The 15,339-nt window shown below is 33.2% G+C and carries 13 protein-coding genes; 8 read left to right on the forward strand and 5 right to left on the reverse strand.

The genetic code is table 11. From position 1 onward, the window contains the following. Nucleotides 1-22 precede the first annotated feature (22 nt). The 3 genes from LL966_RS01780 (at nt 23) to LL966_RS01790 (ending at nt 5,102) form a co-directional block, all read left to right on the forward strand. A complete protein-coding gene (locus tag LL966_RS01780) occupies nt 23-1,525 on the forward strand; it encodes a RagB/SusD family nutrient uptake outer membrane protein (RefSeq protein ID WP_229349614.1) in 1,503 nt (500 codons plus the stop codon). Nucleotides 1,526-1,813: 288 nt separating this feature from the next. Further along, nucleotides 1,814-3,058 carry a glycoside hydrolase family 71/99-like protein gene (locus tag LL966_RS01785; protein ID WP_229349616.1) on the forward strand — a complete coding sequence of 415 codons (1,245 nt, stop codon included), beginning with the start codon at nt 1,814-1,816 and terminating at the stop codon, nt 3,056-3,058. Between the two features lie 25 nt (nt 3,059-3,083). Next, a complete protein-coding gene (locus LL966_RS01790; protein WP_229349618.1) occupies nt 3,084-5,102 on the forward strand; it encodes a glycoside hydrolase family 97 protein in 2,019 nt (672 codons plus the stop codon). 318 nt (nt 5,103-5,420) lie between these two features. On the opposite strand, the gene LL966_RS01795 is transcribed toward LL966_RS01790, so the two are convergent. Then, a complete protein-coding gene (locus tag LL966_RS01795) occupies nt 5,421-6,335 on the reverse strand; it encodes a hypothetical protein (protein WP_229349620.1) in 915 nt (304 codons plus the stop codon). 174 nt (nt 6,336-6,509) lie between these two features. Between LL966_RS01795 and LL966_RS01800 the strand changes: the two genes are divergently transcribed. From LL966_RS01800 to LL966_RS01810, 3 genes are all read left to right on the forward strand, one after another. Further along, a complete protein-coding gene (locus LL966_RS01800; RefSeq protein WP_229349622.1) occupies nt 6,510-6,986 on the forward strand; it encodes a MarR family winged helix-turn-helix transcriptional regulator in 477 nt (158 codons plus the stop codon). Nucleotides 6,987-7,045: 59 nt separating this feature from the next. After that, nucleotides 7,046-8,464: an MATE family efflux transporter gene (locus LL966_RS01805; protein ID WP_229349624.1), complete on the forward strand. Its 1,419-nt coding sequence runs from the start codon at nt 7,046-7,048 to the stop codon at nt 8,462-8,464. A gap of 157 nt (nt 8,465-8,621) precedes the next feature. Next, nucleotides 8,622-9,785 (forward strand): hypothetical protein, encoded by a 1,164-nt coding sequence (locus tag LL966_RS01810; RefSeq protein WP_229349626.1) that lies wholly within the window; start codon nt 8,622-8,624, stop codon nt 9,783-9,785. Nucleotides 9,786-9,983: 198 nt separating this feature from the next. On the opposite strand, the gene LL966_RS01815 is transcribed toward LL966_RS01810, so the two are convergent. Further along, nucleotides 9,984-10,418 (reverse strand): DUF6526 family protein, encoded by a 435-nt coding sequence (locus LL966_RS01815; protein ID WP_229349628.1) that lies wholly within the window; start codon nt 10,416-10,418, stop codon nt 9,984-9,986. A gap of 299 nt (nt 10,419-10,717) precedes the next feature. Then, nucleotides 10,718-11,203: a DNA-deoxyinosine glycosylase gene (locus tag LL966_RS01820; RefSeq protein WP_262909441.1), complete on the reverse strand. Its 486-nt coding sequence runs from the start codon at nt 11,201-11,203 to the stop codon at nt 10,718-10,720. Nucleotides 11,204-11,371: 168 nt separating this feature from the next. On the opposite strand from LL966_RS01820, the gene LL966_RS01825 reads away from it, so the two are divergent. Both LL966_RS01825 and LL966_RS01830 read left to right on the forward strand, forming a co-directional pair. Beyond that, a complete protein-coding gene (locus LL966_RS01825) occupies nt 11,372-12,397 on the forward strand; it encodes a helix-turn-helix domain-containing protein (RefSeq protein ID WP_229349630.1) in 1,026 nt (341 codons plus the stop codon). A gap of 225 nt (nt 12,398-12,622) precedes the next feature. Then, nucleotides 12,623-13,573 carry a bifunctional helix-turn-helix transcriptional regulator/GNAT family N-acetyltransferase gene (locus LL966_RS01830; RefSeq protein WP_229349632.1) on the forward strand — a complete coding sequence of 317 codons (951 nt, stop codon included), beginning with the start codon at nt 12,623-12,625 and terminating at the stop codon, nt 13,571-13,573. A 72-nt stretch (nt 13,574-13,645) separates the two neighbouring features. On the opposite strand, the gene LL966_RS01835 is transcribed toward LL966_RS01830, so the two are convergent. Together LL966_RS01835 and LL966_RS01840 are read right to left on the reverse strand one after the other, a co-directional pair. After that, nucleotides 13,646-14,845, reverse strand: a complete 1,200-nt coding sequence (locus LL966_RS01835; RefSeq protein WP_229349634.1) for an NAD(P)/FAD-dependent oxidoreductase — start codon at nt 14,843-14,845, stop codon at nt 13,646-13,648. Nucleotides 14,846-14,861: 16 nt separating this feature from the next. Further along, complete coding sequence (locus LL966_RS01840) at nt 14,862-15,338, reverse strand: low affinity iron permease family protein (RefSeq protein ID WP_229349636.1); 477 nt, start codon at nt 15,336-15,338, stop codon at nt 14,862-14,864. Between the last annotated feature and the right edge of the window lies 1 nt (nt 15,339).

The raw sequence follows: 15,339 nt of genomic DNA on the forward strand, positions 1-15,339 counted from the left end.
TGATAACCATAAAATACTAAAAATGAAAATCAAAATAATAGCACCAATACTTTTAAGTATGCTTTTTACGGTATCATGTACTGATCTAAACGAACAGTTGTATGATCAGGTAGAAGATGGGAATTTTGGAAACACAACTAAAGAAATTGATGCGCTGGTAGGTGGAGCTTATTCTTCTTTAAGAGGATTCGCTGATCCGATTTCGAATAACTATCCAACTTGCGAATATGTTTTCTTTTTGAATGAAACAGTTTCAGATGAAGCAACAATTCCAACAAGAGGAACCAACTGGTATGATGGCGGACAATATCAAGATGCGCAAAAACATACTTGGAAAGCCGACAATAGAATGATTCTTTCGGCTTGGCGTTACAACTATACTGGAATTGCAAAAATCAACGCGATCATTTATCAAATCAATAAATCGACTTTGACGGAACAGGCAAAAGCACCCATTTTTGCTGAATTGAAAGCCGTAAGAGCGTATTACTACTACAATCTTCTAGATTTATTTGGAAATGTGCCAATTGTAACCAATTTTGAAGATACTGATCTTCCAACTAATTCAACAAGAAAACAAGTGTATGATTTTGTTGAAAAAGAATTGACAGACGCGATTCCGTATTTAAATGGAAATGTGGTGTATTCTAAATTAACTAAAAATGTTGCGTATTCTATTTTGGCAAGATTGTATCTTAATTCAGAAGCATTTATTGGCGTAGCACGTTGGCAGGACTGTATCAATATGTGTCAGAAAGTTTCTGGATATACTTTGACGCCAGATTTCTTTACCAACTTTGCTACAGAAAATCAGACTTCAAGCGAAATCATTTTTGCTATTCCTTACGATTCTAAAGCAGGAACGGTTGGAAATTATATGAATTCTATGTCTGCACATTACAACCAAAAAATAGCCATTTCTGCAACTGGAAATTATCCTTGGAGCGCCAACGGAATGTGTGCACAACCAGGAGTGTATTCTGCTTTTTCTGATACAGACAAAAGAAAAAAATGTATGCTGCAAGGCGATCAGATCAACTTAGCAACTGGTTCTGTAATTATGATGGATAATGGAGAGCCGTTGACTTATACAGAAAATCTAACAAGTTTGACAGATGCCAAAGAAAATGAAGGTGTTCGTCTAGCAAAATATGAAATGAAAGCTGGAGAACAATGGGAGCGTGATCATGATTTTGTTTTAATTCGATATGCTGAAATTCTAATGATGCAGGCAGAATGTTACGTGCGTTTAGGTTCGCCAGATTTGGCTAGACCATTTTTACAGCAAGTAGTTACGCGTGCTGGAGAAGAAATGCCAACCACAATTGATCTTGCATTTATCGATCAAGAATTATTGAAAGAGTTCACATTCGAAGGAAGAAGAAGAACAGACAACATTCGTTTTGGAACCTTCTTTTTACCATGGTGGGAAAAAGGACCAACTGAAAAATACAGAGCGATTTTTCCAATTCCAAGTTCAGTGTTAACAACAAATAAAAACCTAAAACAAAATCCTGGGTATTAGGTTTCTGAATGTCAGTCTTCCATGTTGGTTAGTCGTGGAAGGCTGACATGTTTTTAAATTTTTTAGCACAGATTCTAAAGGATGTTGACTGAATTTATAAAATAAAAGAAAGATTTTCTTTCACGCAGATTCTGCAGATAAAAGCAGATTTAATTCTAAAAGGTTAAAAAAATCTGTGTGGATCTGCTTAAATCTTTTTAAATCTGCGTGAAACAAAATTAGCCAAGAATAAAATCCTTTTAATCTTTATAATCTGTGGCAAAAAAACAAAACATAAAGTACATCAATATGAAAAGATATATCACATCATTGGTTTTGGGTTTAGTGAATATTGTGATGGTTGCTGGTTGCAGCAGCGATGACAAAGGTTCGGACAAACCTGTAGAACCAGAAAAAACAGAACCTGTTGCGATAGAGAAAACCAACAGCACCAAAATTTACATGCATTATATGCCGTGGTTTGAAACCAACGAAAGCAGTGCCGATAAAAAATGGGGATATCATTGGACAATGGCAAATAAAAATCCGAACAATGTAAATGCAAGCGGAAGGAGAGAAATAGCATCGTATTATTATCCGCTGATTGGACCGTATCATTCAGGCGATAAAAATGTGATTGAAAATCATTTGTTAATGATGAAATATTCAGGAATCGATGGAATTTTAATCGATTGGTACGGCACTTACGATGTCAACGATTATAGAATGGTCAAAGAAAATACAGAACAGTTAATAGCGATGTTAGGCAAAGTTGGTTTAGAATACGCCATTGTATACGAAGACCGATTTTTGACCAATGTTGTCAATGCAGGAAAAGCCATTTCGGTAACTAGCGCTGCAAAAACAGATTTGACTTATGTGCAAAATAATTATTTTACAGATGCTAATTATATCAAAATTAATGGCAAGCCACTTTTGATGAATTTTGGACCAATCGTTTTGCAGACGCCAGCAGAATGGTCCAATGTATTCAATGTTTTAACAGCAAAACCGACTTTCTTAACCCTTTGGGATCATTCTGTAAAAGCAGGTGACAATGCTTCTGGCGAATATGCGTGGGTGTATAAAGACAATAGTTTTCTAACTAATTTTTATACGAATACAAAACCAAAATTAGCTGTTGCAATGGGAAGCGCTTATCCTGGTTTTAAAGATTTTTATGCAGAAGGTGGAGGCGGAGCAGCAATCGGCTGGACAATTGATCATAAAAACGGAGCAACATTAGATGAAACATTAACTCTCGCTAAAAATGCCAATGTAAATTACCTGCAATTGATTACGTGGAATGATTTCGGAGAAGGAACCATGATTGAGCCAACAGTCGAATTTGGTTATTCTTTCGTTGAAAAAATTAAAATTTTCGCTGGAGTAAAAAATACCGAAAGTATATTTTCAGAAATCAGCAAATTGTATGATTTACGCGTACAGAAAAAAGGAAATGCAGAAGCCCAGAAAAAACTCGATCAGGCGTTTAATTATTTTGTTTCGATGCAGCCTGCAAAAGCAAAACAAATACTGAGCGAAATTAAATAGAGCTGTAATTAATACAATTTAAATAATGAAAAACAGAAAATATAGATACTGTATAATTGCGCTTGCTTCAATCGTGATGCTGGCGTGCAGTACTAAAAAAACGTATAAAATCAGTTCTCCAGAAAAAATCTCTGAATTAACTTTTGAATTAACGCCAACTGGACAGCCGCAATATAGTTTTTCTTCTAACGGAAAATCGGTTATTGAGCCTTCGTTAATGGGATTTGAATTTCAAGGATTAGCCAAAATGACCGATGGTTTTGAAGTGGTTTCAACCGAAGAAAAAGCAGCCGATGAAACTTGGGAACAGCCTTGGGGCGAATTTAAAAAAGTAAGAGATCATCACAACCAATTGATTGTTCATCTAAAAGAAGCAAAAGGCGAAGAGCGTTTAGTCGATATTATTTTTAGAGTTTTTGATGATGGTTTAGGATTTCGATATGAATTTCCAAAACAGCCACATTTAGGAAAAGTCAAAATCTCTAATGAAATAACGCAATTTACCTTTAAAGATAACAATGAAGTTTGGTGGATTCCAGTTCACAGAGAAAACAGTTATTACGAAAGTGAATACCGTAAAACGTTAATGAGTAAAACTGATACGATTAATACGCCGGCAACTTTTGAAACTAAAGACAAATTGTATGTAGCAATTCACGAAGCAAACTTGACTGATTTTGCTTCAATGACTTTATTAAAAACGAATGATAAGCAATATAAAAGCGATTTAGTGCCTTGGGCAGATGGAGTAAAAGTCTATGCAGAAACGCCATTCAAAACGCCTTGGAGAACAATCGTAGTAGGTAAAAACCCTGGAGAAGTAGCAACTTCAACTATTATGCTGAATCTAAATGAACCTTCAAAAATTGAAGATTTATCTTGGATTACGCCATCTAAATACATCGGAATTTGGTGGGGAATGCACTTAGAAAAATACACTTGGGGACAAGGACCAAAACACGGTGCAACAACCAAGAATACAAAAGAATACATTGATTTTGCTGCAAAAAATGGTTTTGACGGCGTTTTAGTGGAAGGCTGGAATGAAGGTTGGGACGGCGATTGGACTGCCGACGGTTCTGCATTTAGTTTTGTAAAAGCCTACCCAGATTTTAATTTGGAAGAAATTACCAAATATGCTGCTATCAAAAATGTTCGTTTAATAGGACATCACGAAACAGCTGGAGCAACTAAAAATTACGAAAACCAGTTGGAAGACGCATTCAAATTGTATCAAAAAATGGGCGTGAATTCAGTTAAAACGGGTTACGTAAACAAATTTTTAGACAAAAAAGAATGGCATGATAGTCAGTACGGAGCGCGTCATTATAGAAAAGTGATCGAAACGGCAGCGAAATATCACATTATGATTGACAATCACGAACCAATGAAAGGAACTGGAATTCAGCGTACTTATCCAAACTTTATGTCGCAAGAAGGCGGACGTGGGCAAGAATACAATGCATGGTCTGTAGATGGAGGAAATACGCCAGAACATTTAACGACTTTACCATTTACAAGAATGCTTTCTGGTCCTTTTGATTATACTCCAGGAAATTTCAACTTTGATTATAAAACACCTTCTGGAGCAAAAGTACAGACGACTTTGGCAAATCAATTGGCGTTATATGTCATTATTTTTAGTCCTTTGCAAATGGCTTCAGATTTACCTGAAAATTACGAAGGAAAACCAGAGTTTCAGTTTGCTAAAGATGTTCCTTGTACTTGGTCTGATACCAAAGTTTTAGATTCGAAAATTGGGGAATATACCACAATTGCTCGTAAAGATTGGGACGAGAAAAATTGGTATTTGGGTTCTATCACCAATAGAAATGCGAGAGATTTAAAAGTAGCACTTTCTTTCTTAGATAAAGACAAACAATACGAAGCAGAAATATATGCAGATGGTGCAGGAGCAAATTACAAAACGAATCCGTATCCTGTTACAATCTCTAAACAAGCAGTAAACAACAAAACCGTGTTAAACATCAAATTGGCAGCTGGTGGTGGAACAGCTATAAAATTCACACCAATCGAGAAATAAATTAGTTTAGTTTTATTTTGAGTTAAGTAAGTTTAAGTTTGGAAGTGAACCCGATAGCTGAGGAGTTATCGGGTTTATTATTTTAGATTTTTTAGATTGAGAGTTGTTTTTAACGCAAAGAGCGCTAAGGTATTTTTATATGCGAGGTTTTATAAAAACGATAAGTTCGCAAAGCTTTATTTACACAAAGCTTTGCGAACTTATCGTTTTGTATTCGTAATCTATTAAAAATCTTAGCGCTCTTTGCGTTAAAAAAATAAAAATTCCAATTTTAAAACCTCAGTACCTTTGCCTCTCAGAACCTTAGAACCTTAAAAACTAATGTTTATAAAGCTTCACATGATTTCCAAAACTATAAGTTGCCGTAATGCTTGGGCCATTATAGCCCCATTTTAAATAGCCATTTAAACGTTCTCTTTCGGCATCTACTCTAAAGTTTAATCCGTTATAACCAGCGGTCAAGCTGAAGTTTTGATACACATTAAATAAAACAGATAAATTATAACTCAAAATTCGGCCATCTATATTATCAATTTTCAGTGCAAGATAATTTGCATTTACAAATAATCCCCATCTTTTCGCTAAAACAAATTCACCCCAAATACCAATATCTGGCAGTGGAGCCGTAAAAGCAAAATTATCTTTATATTCTGCACTCGCCTGATCAGCTTCTAGACGAAGACCAACATCTGCAAAAAGAACATGCGCACCAATTAACAATCCAGCTTCGTATTTTGGTTTTGATAAAAAGGCATATCCATAATAAATTCGAGCAATTTGAACATTAAAAAAAGCGCTGACTCTTGCGTTTACGTCATACGTATGATCTCCAAAATTAATTTCACGTTGTAAAGTCTTTTCTGAAGTTCTATCTAAAACAAAATATTCCAAACCTAATCTGGACCTTCTCGAAATCCGCCAATCAAAAGTTCCCATAAAAGAAGAACTTGATTTAGAAAAACCTAAATCGTCTTCAAGATCTATTTCGGTTCCTGCATTTCCGTTGTTTGTACCTACTTGCACTTGGGTATTATTTACAGGAAAGAATGCACCTGCGGTTACTTTAAACCTTCGCGCGTGCCAAGGAAGATCGTCGGCATAACTGTCCTGAAAATCTTTACCTTCCGTATTGAAAGTCGTTAAACTTTCTCCCGAATTATTTTCTGCAACATTTTGAGCTTTCAGCGGAATCCAAAAGAGCATCATTACCAAAAAAACAAATAATTTTTTCATCAGATTTAGTTTTTAGATTTTGATTAGGTAATATTTAACAATAAAGTTAGTAAATATTATCGTTCATTTTTTGTTTTGATATGTAATTATTTAATTGAAATATCTGGTTATCAGTAAAATAAGGAATCATGTAAAAATTAGTTGACATGTCATCCTTTTTTGTAAATTTGCCTTATGGAAAAATTAAATCAAGATCAAGAAAGTGCTTTAAACTTTTGGAAAGAAGAAATAGCGGATAGTTTCTTTTTTCAAATTCATCGTATGAAAAGGGCAATTTTTAGAAAAACCAATGCGTTAATGATAGAATCAGGAATTACATTGCAGTTGGAGCAATTGCCATTGTTAATGATTTTACGTCATAAGGGACTTTCACAGAGAGAATTGTCAGATAAAACCATGCGTGATAAATCTTCCATTTTAAGAAGTATTTCTGCGTTAGAAAAGAAGAATTTAGTTGCTGTTGTCAAAGATAAAATCGATAAGCGAAAAAACATTGTAAGTCTTACCGAAGAAGGTTTCATAATGGCGAAAGAAATACGTTCTCTTATGAAAAGAGCAGAAGATGAGGTTATGTCTGTTTTTTCTCCAAAAGAAAGAATTGAAGCGCTTAATGTTGTGAAATCGTATGCAGACAAGTTAGAAACACTTTAATTTTTTTTAAACTTTAAAAGTTGATATATCAACTTATTTTTAATTTTTATTTCGAATAAATGAAAAAAAATGAATTATTAGAAGGACCAATTCTTTCTTCATTATTAAAACTGGCTGTTCCGATTATGATTGCCAATTTATTGCAAGCCGCTTATCAGTTAGTTGACGCTTTTTGGGTAGGCCGATTGGGTGGAGATGCTGTTGCAGCCGTTTCCATAAGTACGCCTGTGATATTTCTAACTATTGCATTAGGAACGGGACTTGCTATTGCCGGTTCTATTTTGATTGCACAATATTTTGGCGCAGGAAATCAGCAAATGGTCAATCATGTGGCAGCACAGACATTGTCTATGGTCATTACAGTTTCTGTTGTTTTATCGATTATTGGATATTTGTTTAGTCCGTATTTTTTGTATCTCCTAAAAGTTACACAGCAAGTTTATGTTGACGCTTTAGGATTTATGCGTGTAGCGTTTATAGGACTAGTTTTTAGTTTTGGGTTTATGATTTTTCAATCGATTATGCGTGGAGTCGGACGTGTGACTTTGCCTGTATATATTGTGTTAGGAACTGTTATTTTGAATTTTGCACTCGATCCGTTGTTTATTTACGGATGGCATTTTATTCCTGCAATGGGGGTAAAAGGCGCAGCTTTGGCCACTTTATTTACGCAGCTTTTGGCAATTATAATTGGTTTTGTGATTTTGTTTAGAGGAAAACACGGCATTCATCTTCGCATTTCCGATTTTAAACCCGATTATCAACACATAAAAAAAGCTTTTGAAATCGGATTTCCTTCATCAATAGAACAATCTATGCGTGCGTTGGGAATGATGGCGATTACTTTTTTGATTGTACGTTTCGGAACCTTAACTGTTGCTTCTTACGGTGCAGGATCTAATTTGATTCAGCTGATTCTGATTCCAGCTTTGGGTTTATCGATGGCAATTGCAACTTTGGTCGGACAAAATATTGGCGCTGGAAATATTTATCGTGCGACGCAAATTGCAAAATTAGGCGCATATTTAGGTTTCGTATTGTTAACTGGACTTGGTATTATAGCTTTTATTTTCGCTCCGTATTTAATTGCTTTTTTCGTTCCAAATGATCAAGAAGTTATTAAAGGCGGAACAGAATTTCTAAGAATCACTTGCCTTTCTTGGGGATTTTTAGGTTTACAGCTTTGTTTAATGGGCGTTTTCCGTGCGGTTGGAAATACAAAGCTGCCAATGATTTTAACTTTGGTTTCGCAATGGGTAATTCAGTTTCCGCTGGCTTTTATCTTATCACATAATACTTCTTTAGGTAAGAGTGGTATTTGGTGGGCTTTTCCGATTTCTTCGGTTCTTACGGCTTTAATTACTTTGGCCTTATACGTAAAAGGCGATTGGAAAAAAGAAAGATTAACGGGTAAAACCAATAAGTTAATTGATAAAGTAGAAAAGGAAATTGCGAAAGAAGGGTTTGAGGTTAAGTAAGAGTCAAAGGGACAAAGGGACAAAGAGACAAAGGATTTTAGACGCACATTTGTGCGTCTTTTTTGTTTTAATAAAAAAAACTCTGAACCTTTGAGCCTTTGAACCTAAAAAAAAACTTAGTATCTTAGAACCTTAGAACTTCAGAACCTTTCTCTCCATGACCCAAAACCTAAAACGTTATTTCATAAAATCTGTTATTGTATTAGCCTTAATCCATTTTGTTTATTTTTTGTATGGTTATTTTACTTTCAAAGGCTTAGGAAAAATAAATATTTATACCGAATTCTATAGATTCAAATTTTATGATGACGTTTCGATTTCGCATTTCTTTGTAAGCGGGTTATTCTTGTTGTTTTTTTTGATTTTTTTGGTAAAAAATCATTCTAGAGAAAGTTATAAAGGCGGTAATTTGTTCAAAATTTCGGTTTGTTTGTTAGTAATCTCATTTTTAACTTTTTCATTTTTCATAAGTTACAGCTTCGGAATGAATGCAAAACTGAAAACAGAATTGTCTGAGAATGATTTCAATAAAGATAAAAAACTGTTGAATGTATTAAACCCGTTTTTATATGGATATACATCTTATAGTTCCGAGAAATTGTTTAATTATGAAAATATATTATATCCAAAGCCTTATCCTGTAATTAAGCAAGAAGATACCATTTCAGCTGGCGAATATCCTATAACGGAGACCAGCTATTACAGTATAGACACTATAAAAGCTTTAACGAGTTCTTTTGATAAAACAACTAATAAAGCGGACAGTATTCTGGATATTTTAGGTTTTGATAAACAAGAATTGTACAAACGAATTATTTCGAAAAGAGAAATTAATGATAGTACAGAAATTATTTTCAAAAGCGTTCCCGTGCATCCAGAACATGATGAAGATATTTGTATTTTCTTAGAAAACAATTCGCTGTTTAGCGCTGTAAAAGGAGATTCTATTGGCAAACAGAAACGTCAAGCGGCAATTGAACGCTATAATTTGCTCTATAAATCTAAAAAAGATTCTTTAACATACGAGTTTCGTAGACTGGATACAATTCTAAAAAAATATAATATAGAAACCAGTCTGGTTCCAAAGCAGTTAACGCAAGATGTGTATCATTATAGAGATAAAAATGATGAACCGTTAAATGGAATTAGAAATAATTTTGATAGAAAGGCGCTAACAGAAAAATTTACCACTTTGGATAAATTGTTTTATGAGCCAAATTATCTGCATCCGAATATCATCGAAATCTATTTTATTGTAATTACCGTAGTATGGATTTTATTGTTTCTGTTTTATCTGATTTTCAATAAAAAGAAAGTTTAATAACAATTTCAAAAATCAATATCAATATCAATATCAATTTCAAAAAACAAAATAATGTCGAATTCAATGTTAATGGTAAAAAACGAATTCAATATCAAAATGAATTTAAATTTTCAATTGATTATTGATGCTTTTATTGATATTGCTATTGATTTTTGAAATTGATATTGAATTTTGCTATTGAAATTGGATTTTTTTTTAAACTCGGTGATAATCCGCTTTCCAGTGTACGATTGCTTTTTTGATGGCGTCGCCAGTTAAATTGTTTTTTAAAACATCTTCTACAAGCTGAATCAATTCGTTATCAGGTGCGAAACGCAATGCAAATATTTGATCGTCAGTAAGCTTGTATTCAAATTCTTCGAAGCGCTTTCCTGTTAGCGTAAAATAACGGTAGCGCATCTCCAGGCGTACAATTCTGTTCTGCAAAGTAAGTGCGTAATGCTGACGTAGCATAAATGCCAATACAAATAAAAATATAAAACCCACGCTTATAAATGCCCAAATGAGATGATCTTCTGTTGTAACAGCAAAATATATACTCCCAATTAGAAACAAGATTAATACAGGATAATAAATGAAGTGATGTGGTTTATAAAACCGAATATGATTATAATAGGTCTGAATTTTCATGCTCTTTGATTTAAATGGTAGCCTATAAAAACAAAGCTACTCTATATTTCTATAGAGTAGCTTTTTCCCAAAAATAAACTAACATAACCAATGTTCTCTTTATAGACTAAACTTTTTACAGTTTGCTTTGTAAATTTTAATAAGAAGAAAGCCTTTCCATTTCATTTGTCAAATCTTCAATATGGCTTATTTTTCTTTTTGTAAAATTACTTTAAGAGTAGTTGAAATTTGTTATACTTTAAAAGGAAAAAGTTACATGATTCCAATATTTGCATTTTAATTTTGTAAAATGATTGTATTTATAAATGCTTTTCAATAACCTTCCATTGCTCTAATTTACTTTGAAAAGTCATGCTAGCATTGGCGGGACTAGTAGAAGGCAAGGTAAAAGTTTGATAATCTTTATTTAGATGAACATATTTTTTAAAAAAGGAAGCTGCTTTCTGTCCGTTAAAAAAAATAGTGCTTATTTGAGGATGCAGTTGTAAAAATTTTTCAAAATCGTTTGCTATTTCATTTTTTATGGCGCTATCCAAGCTTCCGATACGATCGCAAAATTGTAAGACATCCCACAATGCGATCTTGTTTTTAATTAACAGGTTTTTTCTTTCTTCGTAATTTCCAGAGAATTCTTCTTTTAAAATTTGAAACATAAACTTCCAAAAATTATTCTGGTTATGACCATAATATTGATTCAATTCCAAAGATTTTGTTCCAGGCATTGTACCTAAAATTAATATCTTAGAATCCGGCGAGCTGATAGGAGCAAAAGAGAAGCTTTTCATATTATAATAATGATTTTCAATTTATGTTAAAATAAGCATTTATAAGGAATTATAAAACAAAACGGAAAAATTATATAACAACTTTGGTCTGTCTTTAAACGAACTTTGACTTTCAGATTTTTACAACTAATCTGTTGTGTGAATTAATAGAATTTAAATACGGCGATCATGAAAATAGTTACTTTAAATACAGAGAAAACTCAAAATATTTTTGATGAACTTCATACTAATTTTGGAGGGCAAGTGACTTTTGACTTAGATGAATATACATTGGAAGTTGAAAATAGTTTTGCTGAAGGTTCAATCATCGGGGCTTCTTTTAATGATGCTATTTCGTATGTTCAATTTGATATGACATTTTCTACAGATGTAAGATTGGATATTTTGAATGTGAAGTCCTCACCAATTTATTTTGCATATTGTTCTAAAGGAAATTTTTCGCATAGTTTTGGATTGAATGGAGAAGAGCGAAAATTAAAAACTTTTCAGACTGCGATTGTAACGTCTAAGGTAAACCAAGATAATATTCTTTTTTTTGAAAAAGGAAAAAAAACAAAATTAACGCTGATAATTGTGGGAACACAAACTGATGCTAAAGCGCAGCTTCATTCTTTAAATCAAAAAGTTAGAGATACATTTTTTGAAAATAATCTGGTTCAAGACTTCTTTTACATCGGGTCTTATAATTTACAGATTGCTGAGAAAATTGAGCAGCTTAATTCGATTACGCAAACTGGAATTGTTCGAAATCTTTTGAAAGAAGGAATTATGAGAATTATTCTGGCAATGGAAATTCAACAGCATTCTGACGATTTGCACGCTTTTGCAAATGAATCAAATGGATTGACTTTGAGAGAAATGGAAAGCATAAAAGACCTTTCAGAATTTATAAAATCAACTCCAGAAGAAGCTTTCTCTATTAAATCTTTGAGTAAAAAATCAGGTTTATCTCCAAATAAACTTCAAGAAGGCTTTAAAATGATTCATAACCGTACAGTAAACGATTATATTACTCATATGCGAGTTTTAAAAGCAGAAGTTTTAATTAGAACTTCGGATCTAAATATTTCAGAAATAGTGTATTGCATTGGTTTTACTAGTAGAAGTTATTTCTCTAAAATATTCAAACAAAAATACAATTGCAGTCCAAAAGAGTATAAATTTAATTTGAATTCTTTGGCGATTACAGCCTAATAAAGTTGCTGAGGTTCTAAGATTCTAAGCCTCTTTCAATTTGAATAAATAATGTCGCTAGCTTTTAAGCAAGATATATATATAAAGAAGCCAAAGTTCTAAGATTTAAGATAGAGAAAAATCTTAGTATCTTAGAACATTAGCTTCTTAGCATCAAAAAAAAACTTTTACCCAAAAGTTTTTTTTTATACATTTGCATAACTGGTTATATAATTAATTATTGTTATGGAATTTTTTAATAAAGTTGGTAAAGTGGCTTTAGGAAGTCGCTTACGTTTAATGACCGCATCTTTTACAGACGATGCTGCTAAAATTTACGAATTATATGGAGTAGATTTTAATCCTAAATGGTTTCCTGTATTTTATACGATTGCAGAAGATAGAGAAATTACGATTACAGAAATCGCAAATGAAATAGGCCATTCGCAACCTTCAGTAAGTAAAATTATACAGGAAATGATTGGAGCGGGAATACTAGAAGAAGGTATAAAAACGGAAGACAAACGTAAGAATAATGTTGTTTTAACAAAGAAAGGAATTCAGATTTCACAGCAAATCAAGCAGCAATTATTAGATATTGATATTGCTGTTGAAGGATTAATTTCTGAGGCAAAACACAATCTATGGGCTGCGGTTGAAGAATGGGAATTTTTATTGCAACAGAAATCACTTTTTAAGAGAGTGAGCGATCAGAAGAAACTTCGCGAAAGCAAAAATGTTGAAATTGTTGAATATGATTCTAAACACAAAGAAGCATTTAAATCCTTAAATGTAGAATGGATTTCGACTTATTTTGAAATGGAGGAATCTGATTATAAAGCATTAGATAATCCAGAAGAATATATTATTAATAAAGGGGGTAAAATTTTAGTGGCACTGTATGAAAATGAACCCGTTGGCGTTTGCGCTCTTATCAAAACAAATGTCGCTGATTATGATTTTGAAATGGCTAAAATGGCCGTTTCGCCAAAAGCTCAAGGCAAAAGTATTGGCTGGTTATTAGGAAATGCAATTGTAGAAAAAGCAAGAGAATTGGGAGCAGATAAAATCTATTTAGAAAGCAATACCATCTTAAAACCTGCAATCAATTTATATTATAAGTTAGGTTTCGAAAAAGTCTTCGGATTGGATACGCCCTATAAACGTTGCAATATCCAAATGGAGTTGGTTCTCTAAGTAACAAAGGTTCAAAGGTCCAAAGTAACAAAGATTTAAAAACTTTGCACCTTTGGACCTTTGTGCCTAAAATCATCTTCCAAATCTATAATACTCCAAATCCGTATTCTTTTTATTATTAAGAGAATCTAAGACAGAATTCATTCCCATAACGCTAAAGGTAATTCCGTTTCCTCCAAAGCCTAAAAAATAATGCTCATTTCTTCTTGAATTTGGTTTACCAAAGTAAGGAAGTCCATCTTTGGTTTCACCAAAAGTTCCTGCCCAAGAATAATCAATTTTGAAATCTAAATCGGGGAATCTTTTGAAGAATTGTCTCAGAAGATATTTTTCTTTTTTTGGAAGGAGTTTATCGCGTTTATTAGCGTCTTTAAAATCTTCATCACCTCCACCCATAATGATTCGATTATCATCTGTGGTTCTAATGTAATGATAAGGTGCCGCAGTATCCCAAAATATTGCATGCTTAAAATGTTCTGGTAAATCAGGCTGACTTTCAGAAGCAATAACAAAAGTACTTTTTAAATCGACCACTTTTTCCTGCAACGTTTCGGTACTTTCATAACCTGTACAATGTATAATGTGGTCTGCTTTTATGTTGTATTCGTTTTCGGTCGTAGCAACGATTCTGCCTTTTTGGTGCTGAATTTTGGTAATATTAGTTCGGTCTAAAATCTGCATTCCTTTTTCATGGCAATAAAATAACAAATCGCTTGCTAGTTTAAAAGGGTCCATAACCGCGGCAGTTTTAGATTCTATACCTGCAATAGCATTTAAACCCATTTTTTGCAATTCAGATCTGCTTAGCCAGCTTACTTCGAAACCGTGTTGTTTTCTCGATTTGAATTCATTTTTTAAAAATGGGACATCTTTTTTTAAAGTAGTAAAATAGATGCTTTTTTTGAACTCAAAACCACAGTCACAACCAACGGCATCAATAATGTTTCTAAGATCGAAAATTGCTTTTTTGCCATTTTGATAACTTTCAATAGCACATTTTGTACCTCTAAGTTTAATTAGCTGATGTAGCGGAACATCAATTTCGTATTGCAATAAAGCTGTGCTTCCGGAGGTGCTTCCGCCGCAAACATCTCTTCGGTCTACGAGAACTATCTTTTTGCCTTCATTTACTAATTTGTAAGCCATTAAGGCTCCAGTGATACCTCCACCAATAATTAATACATCGGTTGTAATATCAGAAGCTATAGAAGGATAACTGTGTTTCATGGCGTTTTTTAACGGCCAATACGTTTCGGTAGAGCTCAATTTCATTTTTGGTTATTTAAAGTTAAGTTTTGGTTTTTGATTTGGTGTTACTCTTATGTTTTCTATCGTGAAGTTCTTGCGCTTCTGCAATAGAATGAGATGTTTTGATGCTTTTTTCTTTCTTAGCCAATTCACTCAATCGGCGATAGTATTTCTGAATGATTTTCATTTCTTCTTCAGTCATATCTTCAATATCAACCAGACTATTGCTAGACAATTCATTAGAAGCTACTAGTTCGTTTAGTTTTAGCTGAATCGCAAGCGAATCTTTATTTTGAGCTTTTTGAATGAGAAACACCATCAAAAAAGTGATAATGGTTGTTCCTGTATTAATGACCAATTGCCAGGTTTCTGAATAATCGAAAATAGGTCCCGAAATTGCCCAAGTTAAGACAAGTAAAAAAGCACCGATAAAAGCGTTAGTGCTTCCAGCCGCTTTGGTAACTTTGGAAGCAAATCTTTCAAAAAATCCATTTTTATTTTGTGGCTTTTTTTTCATC

The organism is Flavobacterium chungbukense, assembly GCF_020805785.1.
Taxonomy (GTDB): domain Bacteria; phylum Bacteroidota; class Bacteroidia; order Flavobacteriales; family Flavobacteriaceae; genus Flavobacterium; species Flavobacterium chungbukense.

Coding starts and splice junctions, on each gene's coding strand:
- LL966_RS01780 (WP_229349614.1), top strand. CDS start 23: ATGAAAATCAAAATAATAGCACCAATACTTTTAAGTATGCTTTTTACG.
- LL966_RS01785 (WP_229349616.1), top strand. CDS start 1,814: ATGAAAAGATATATCACATCATTGGTTTTGGGTTTAGTGAATATTGTG.
- LL966_RS01790 (WP_229349618.1), top strand. CDS start 3,084: ATGAAAAACAGAAAATATAGATACTGTATAATTGCGCTTGCTTCAATC.
- LL966_RS01795 (WP_229349620.1), bottom strand. CDS start 6,335: ATGAAAAAATTATTTGTTTTTTTGGTAATGATGCTCTTTTGGATTCCG.
- LL966_RS01800 (WP_229349622.1), top strand. CDS start 6,510: ATGGAAAAATTAAATCAAGATCAAGAAAGTGCTTTAAACTTTTGGAAA.
- LL966_RS01805 (WP_229349624.1), top strand. CDS start 7,046: ATGAAAAAAAATGAATTATTAGAAGGACCAATTCTTTCTTCATTATTA.
- LL966_RS01810 (WP_229349626.1), top strand. CDS start 8,622: ATGACCCAAAACCTAAAACGTTATTTCATAAAATCTGTTATTGTATTA.
- LL966_RS01815 (WP_229349628.1), bottom strand. CDS start 10,418: ATGAAAATTCAGACCTATTATAATCATATTCGGTTTTATAAACCACAT.
- LL966_RS01820 (WP_262909441.1), bottom strand. CDS start 11,203: ATGAAAAGCTTCTCTTTTGCTCCTATCAGCTCGCCGGATTCTAAGATA.
- LL966_RS01825 (WP_229349630.1), top strand. CDS start 11,372: ATGAAAATAGTTACTTTAAATACAGAGAAAACTCAAAATATTTTTGAT.
- LL966_RS01830 (WP_229349632.1), top strand. CDS start 12,623: ATGGAATTTTTTAATAAAGTTGGTAAAGTGGCTTTAGGAAGTCGCTTA.
- LL966_RS01835 (WP_229349634.1), bottom strand. CDS start 14,845: ATGAAATTGAGCTCTACCGAAACGTATTGGCCGTTAAAAAACGCCATG.
- LL966_RS01840 (WP_229349636.1), bottom strand. CDS start 15,338: ATGAAAAAAAAGCCACAAAATAAAAATGGATTTTTTGAAAGATTTGCT.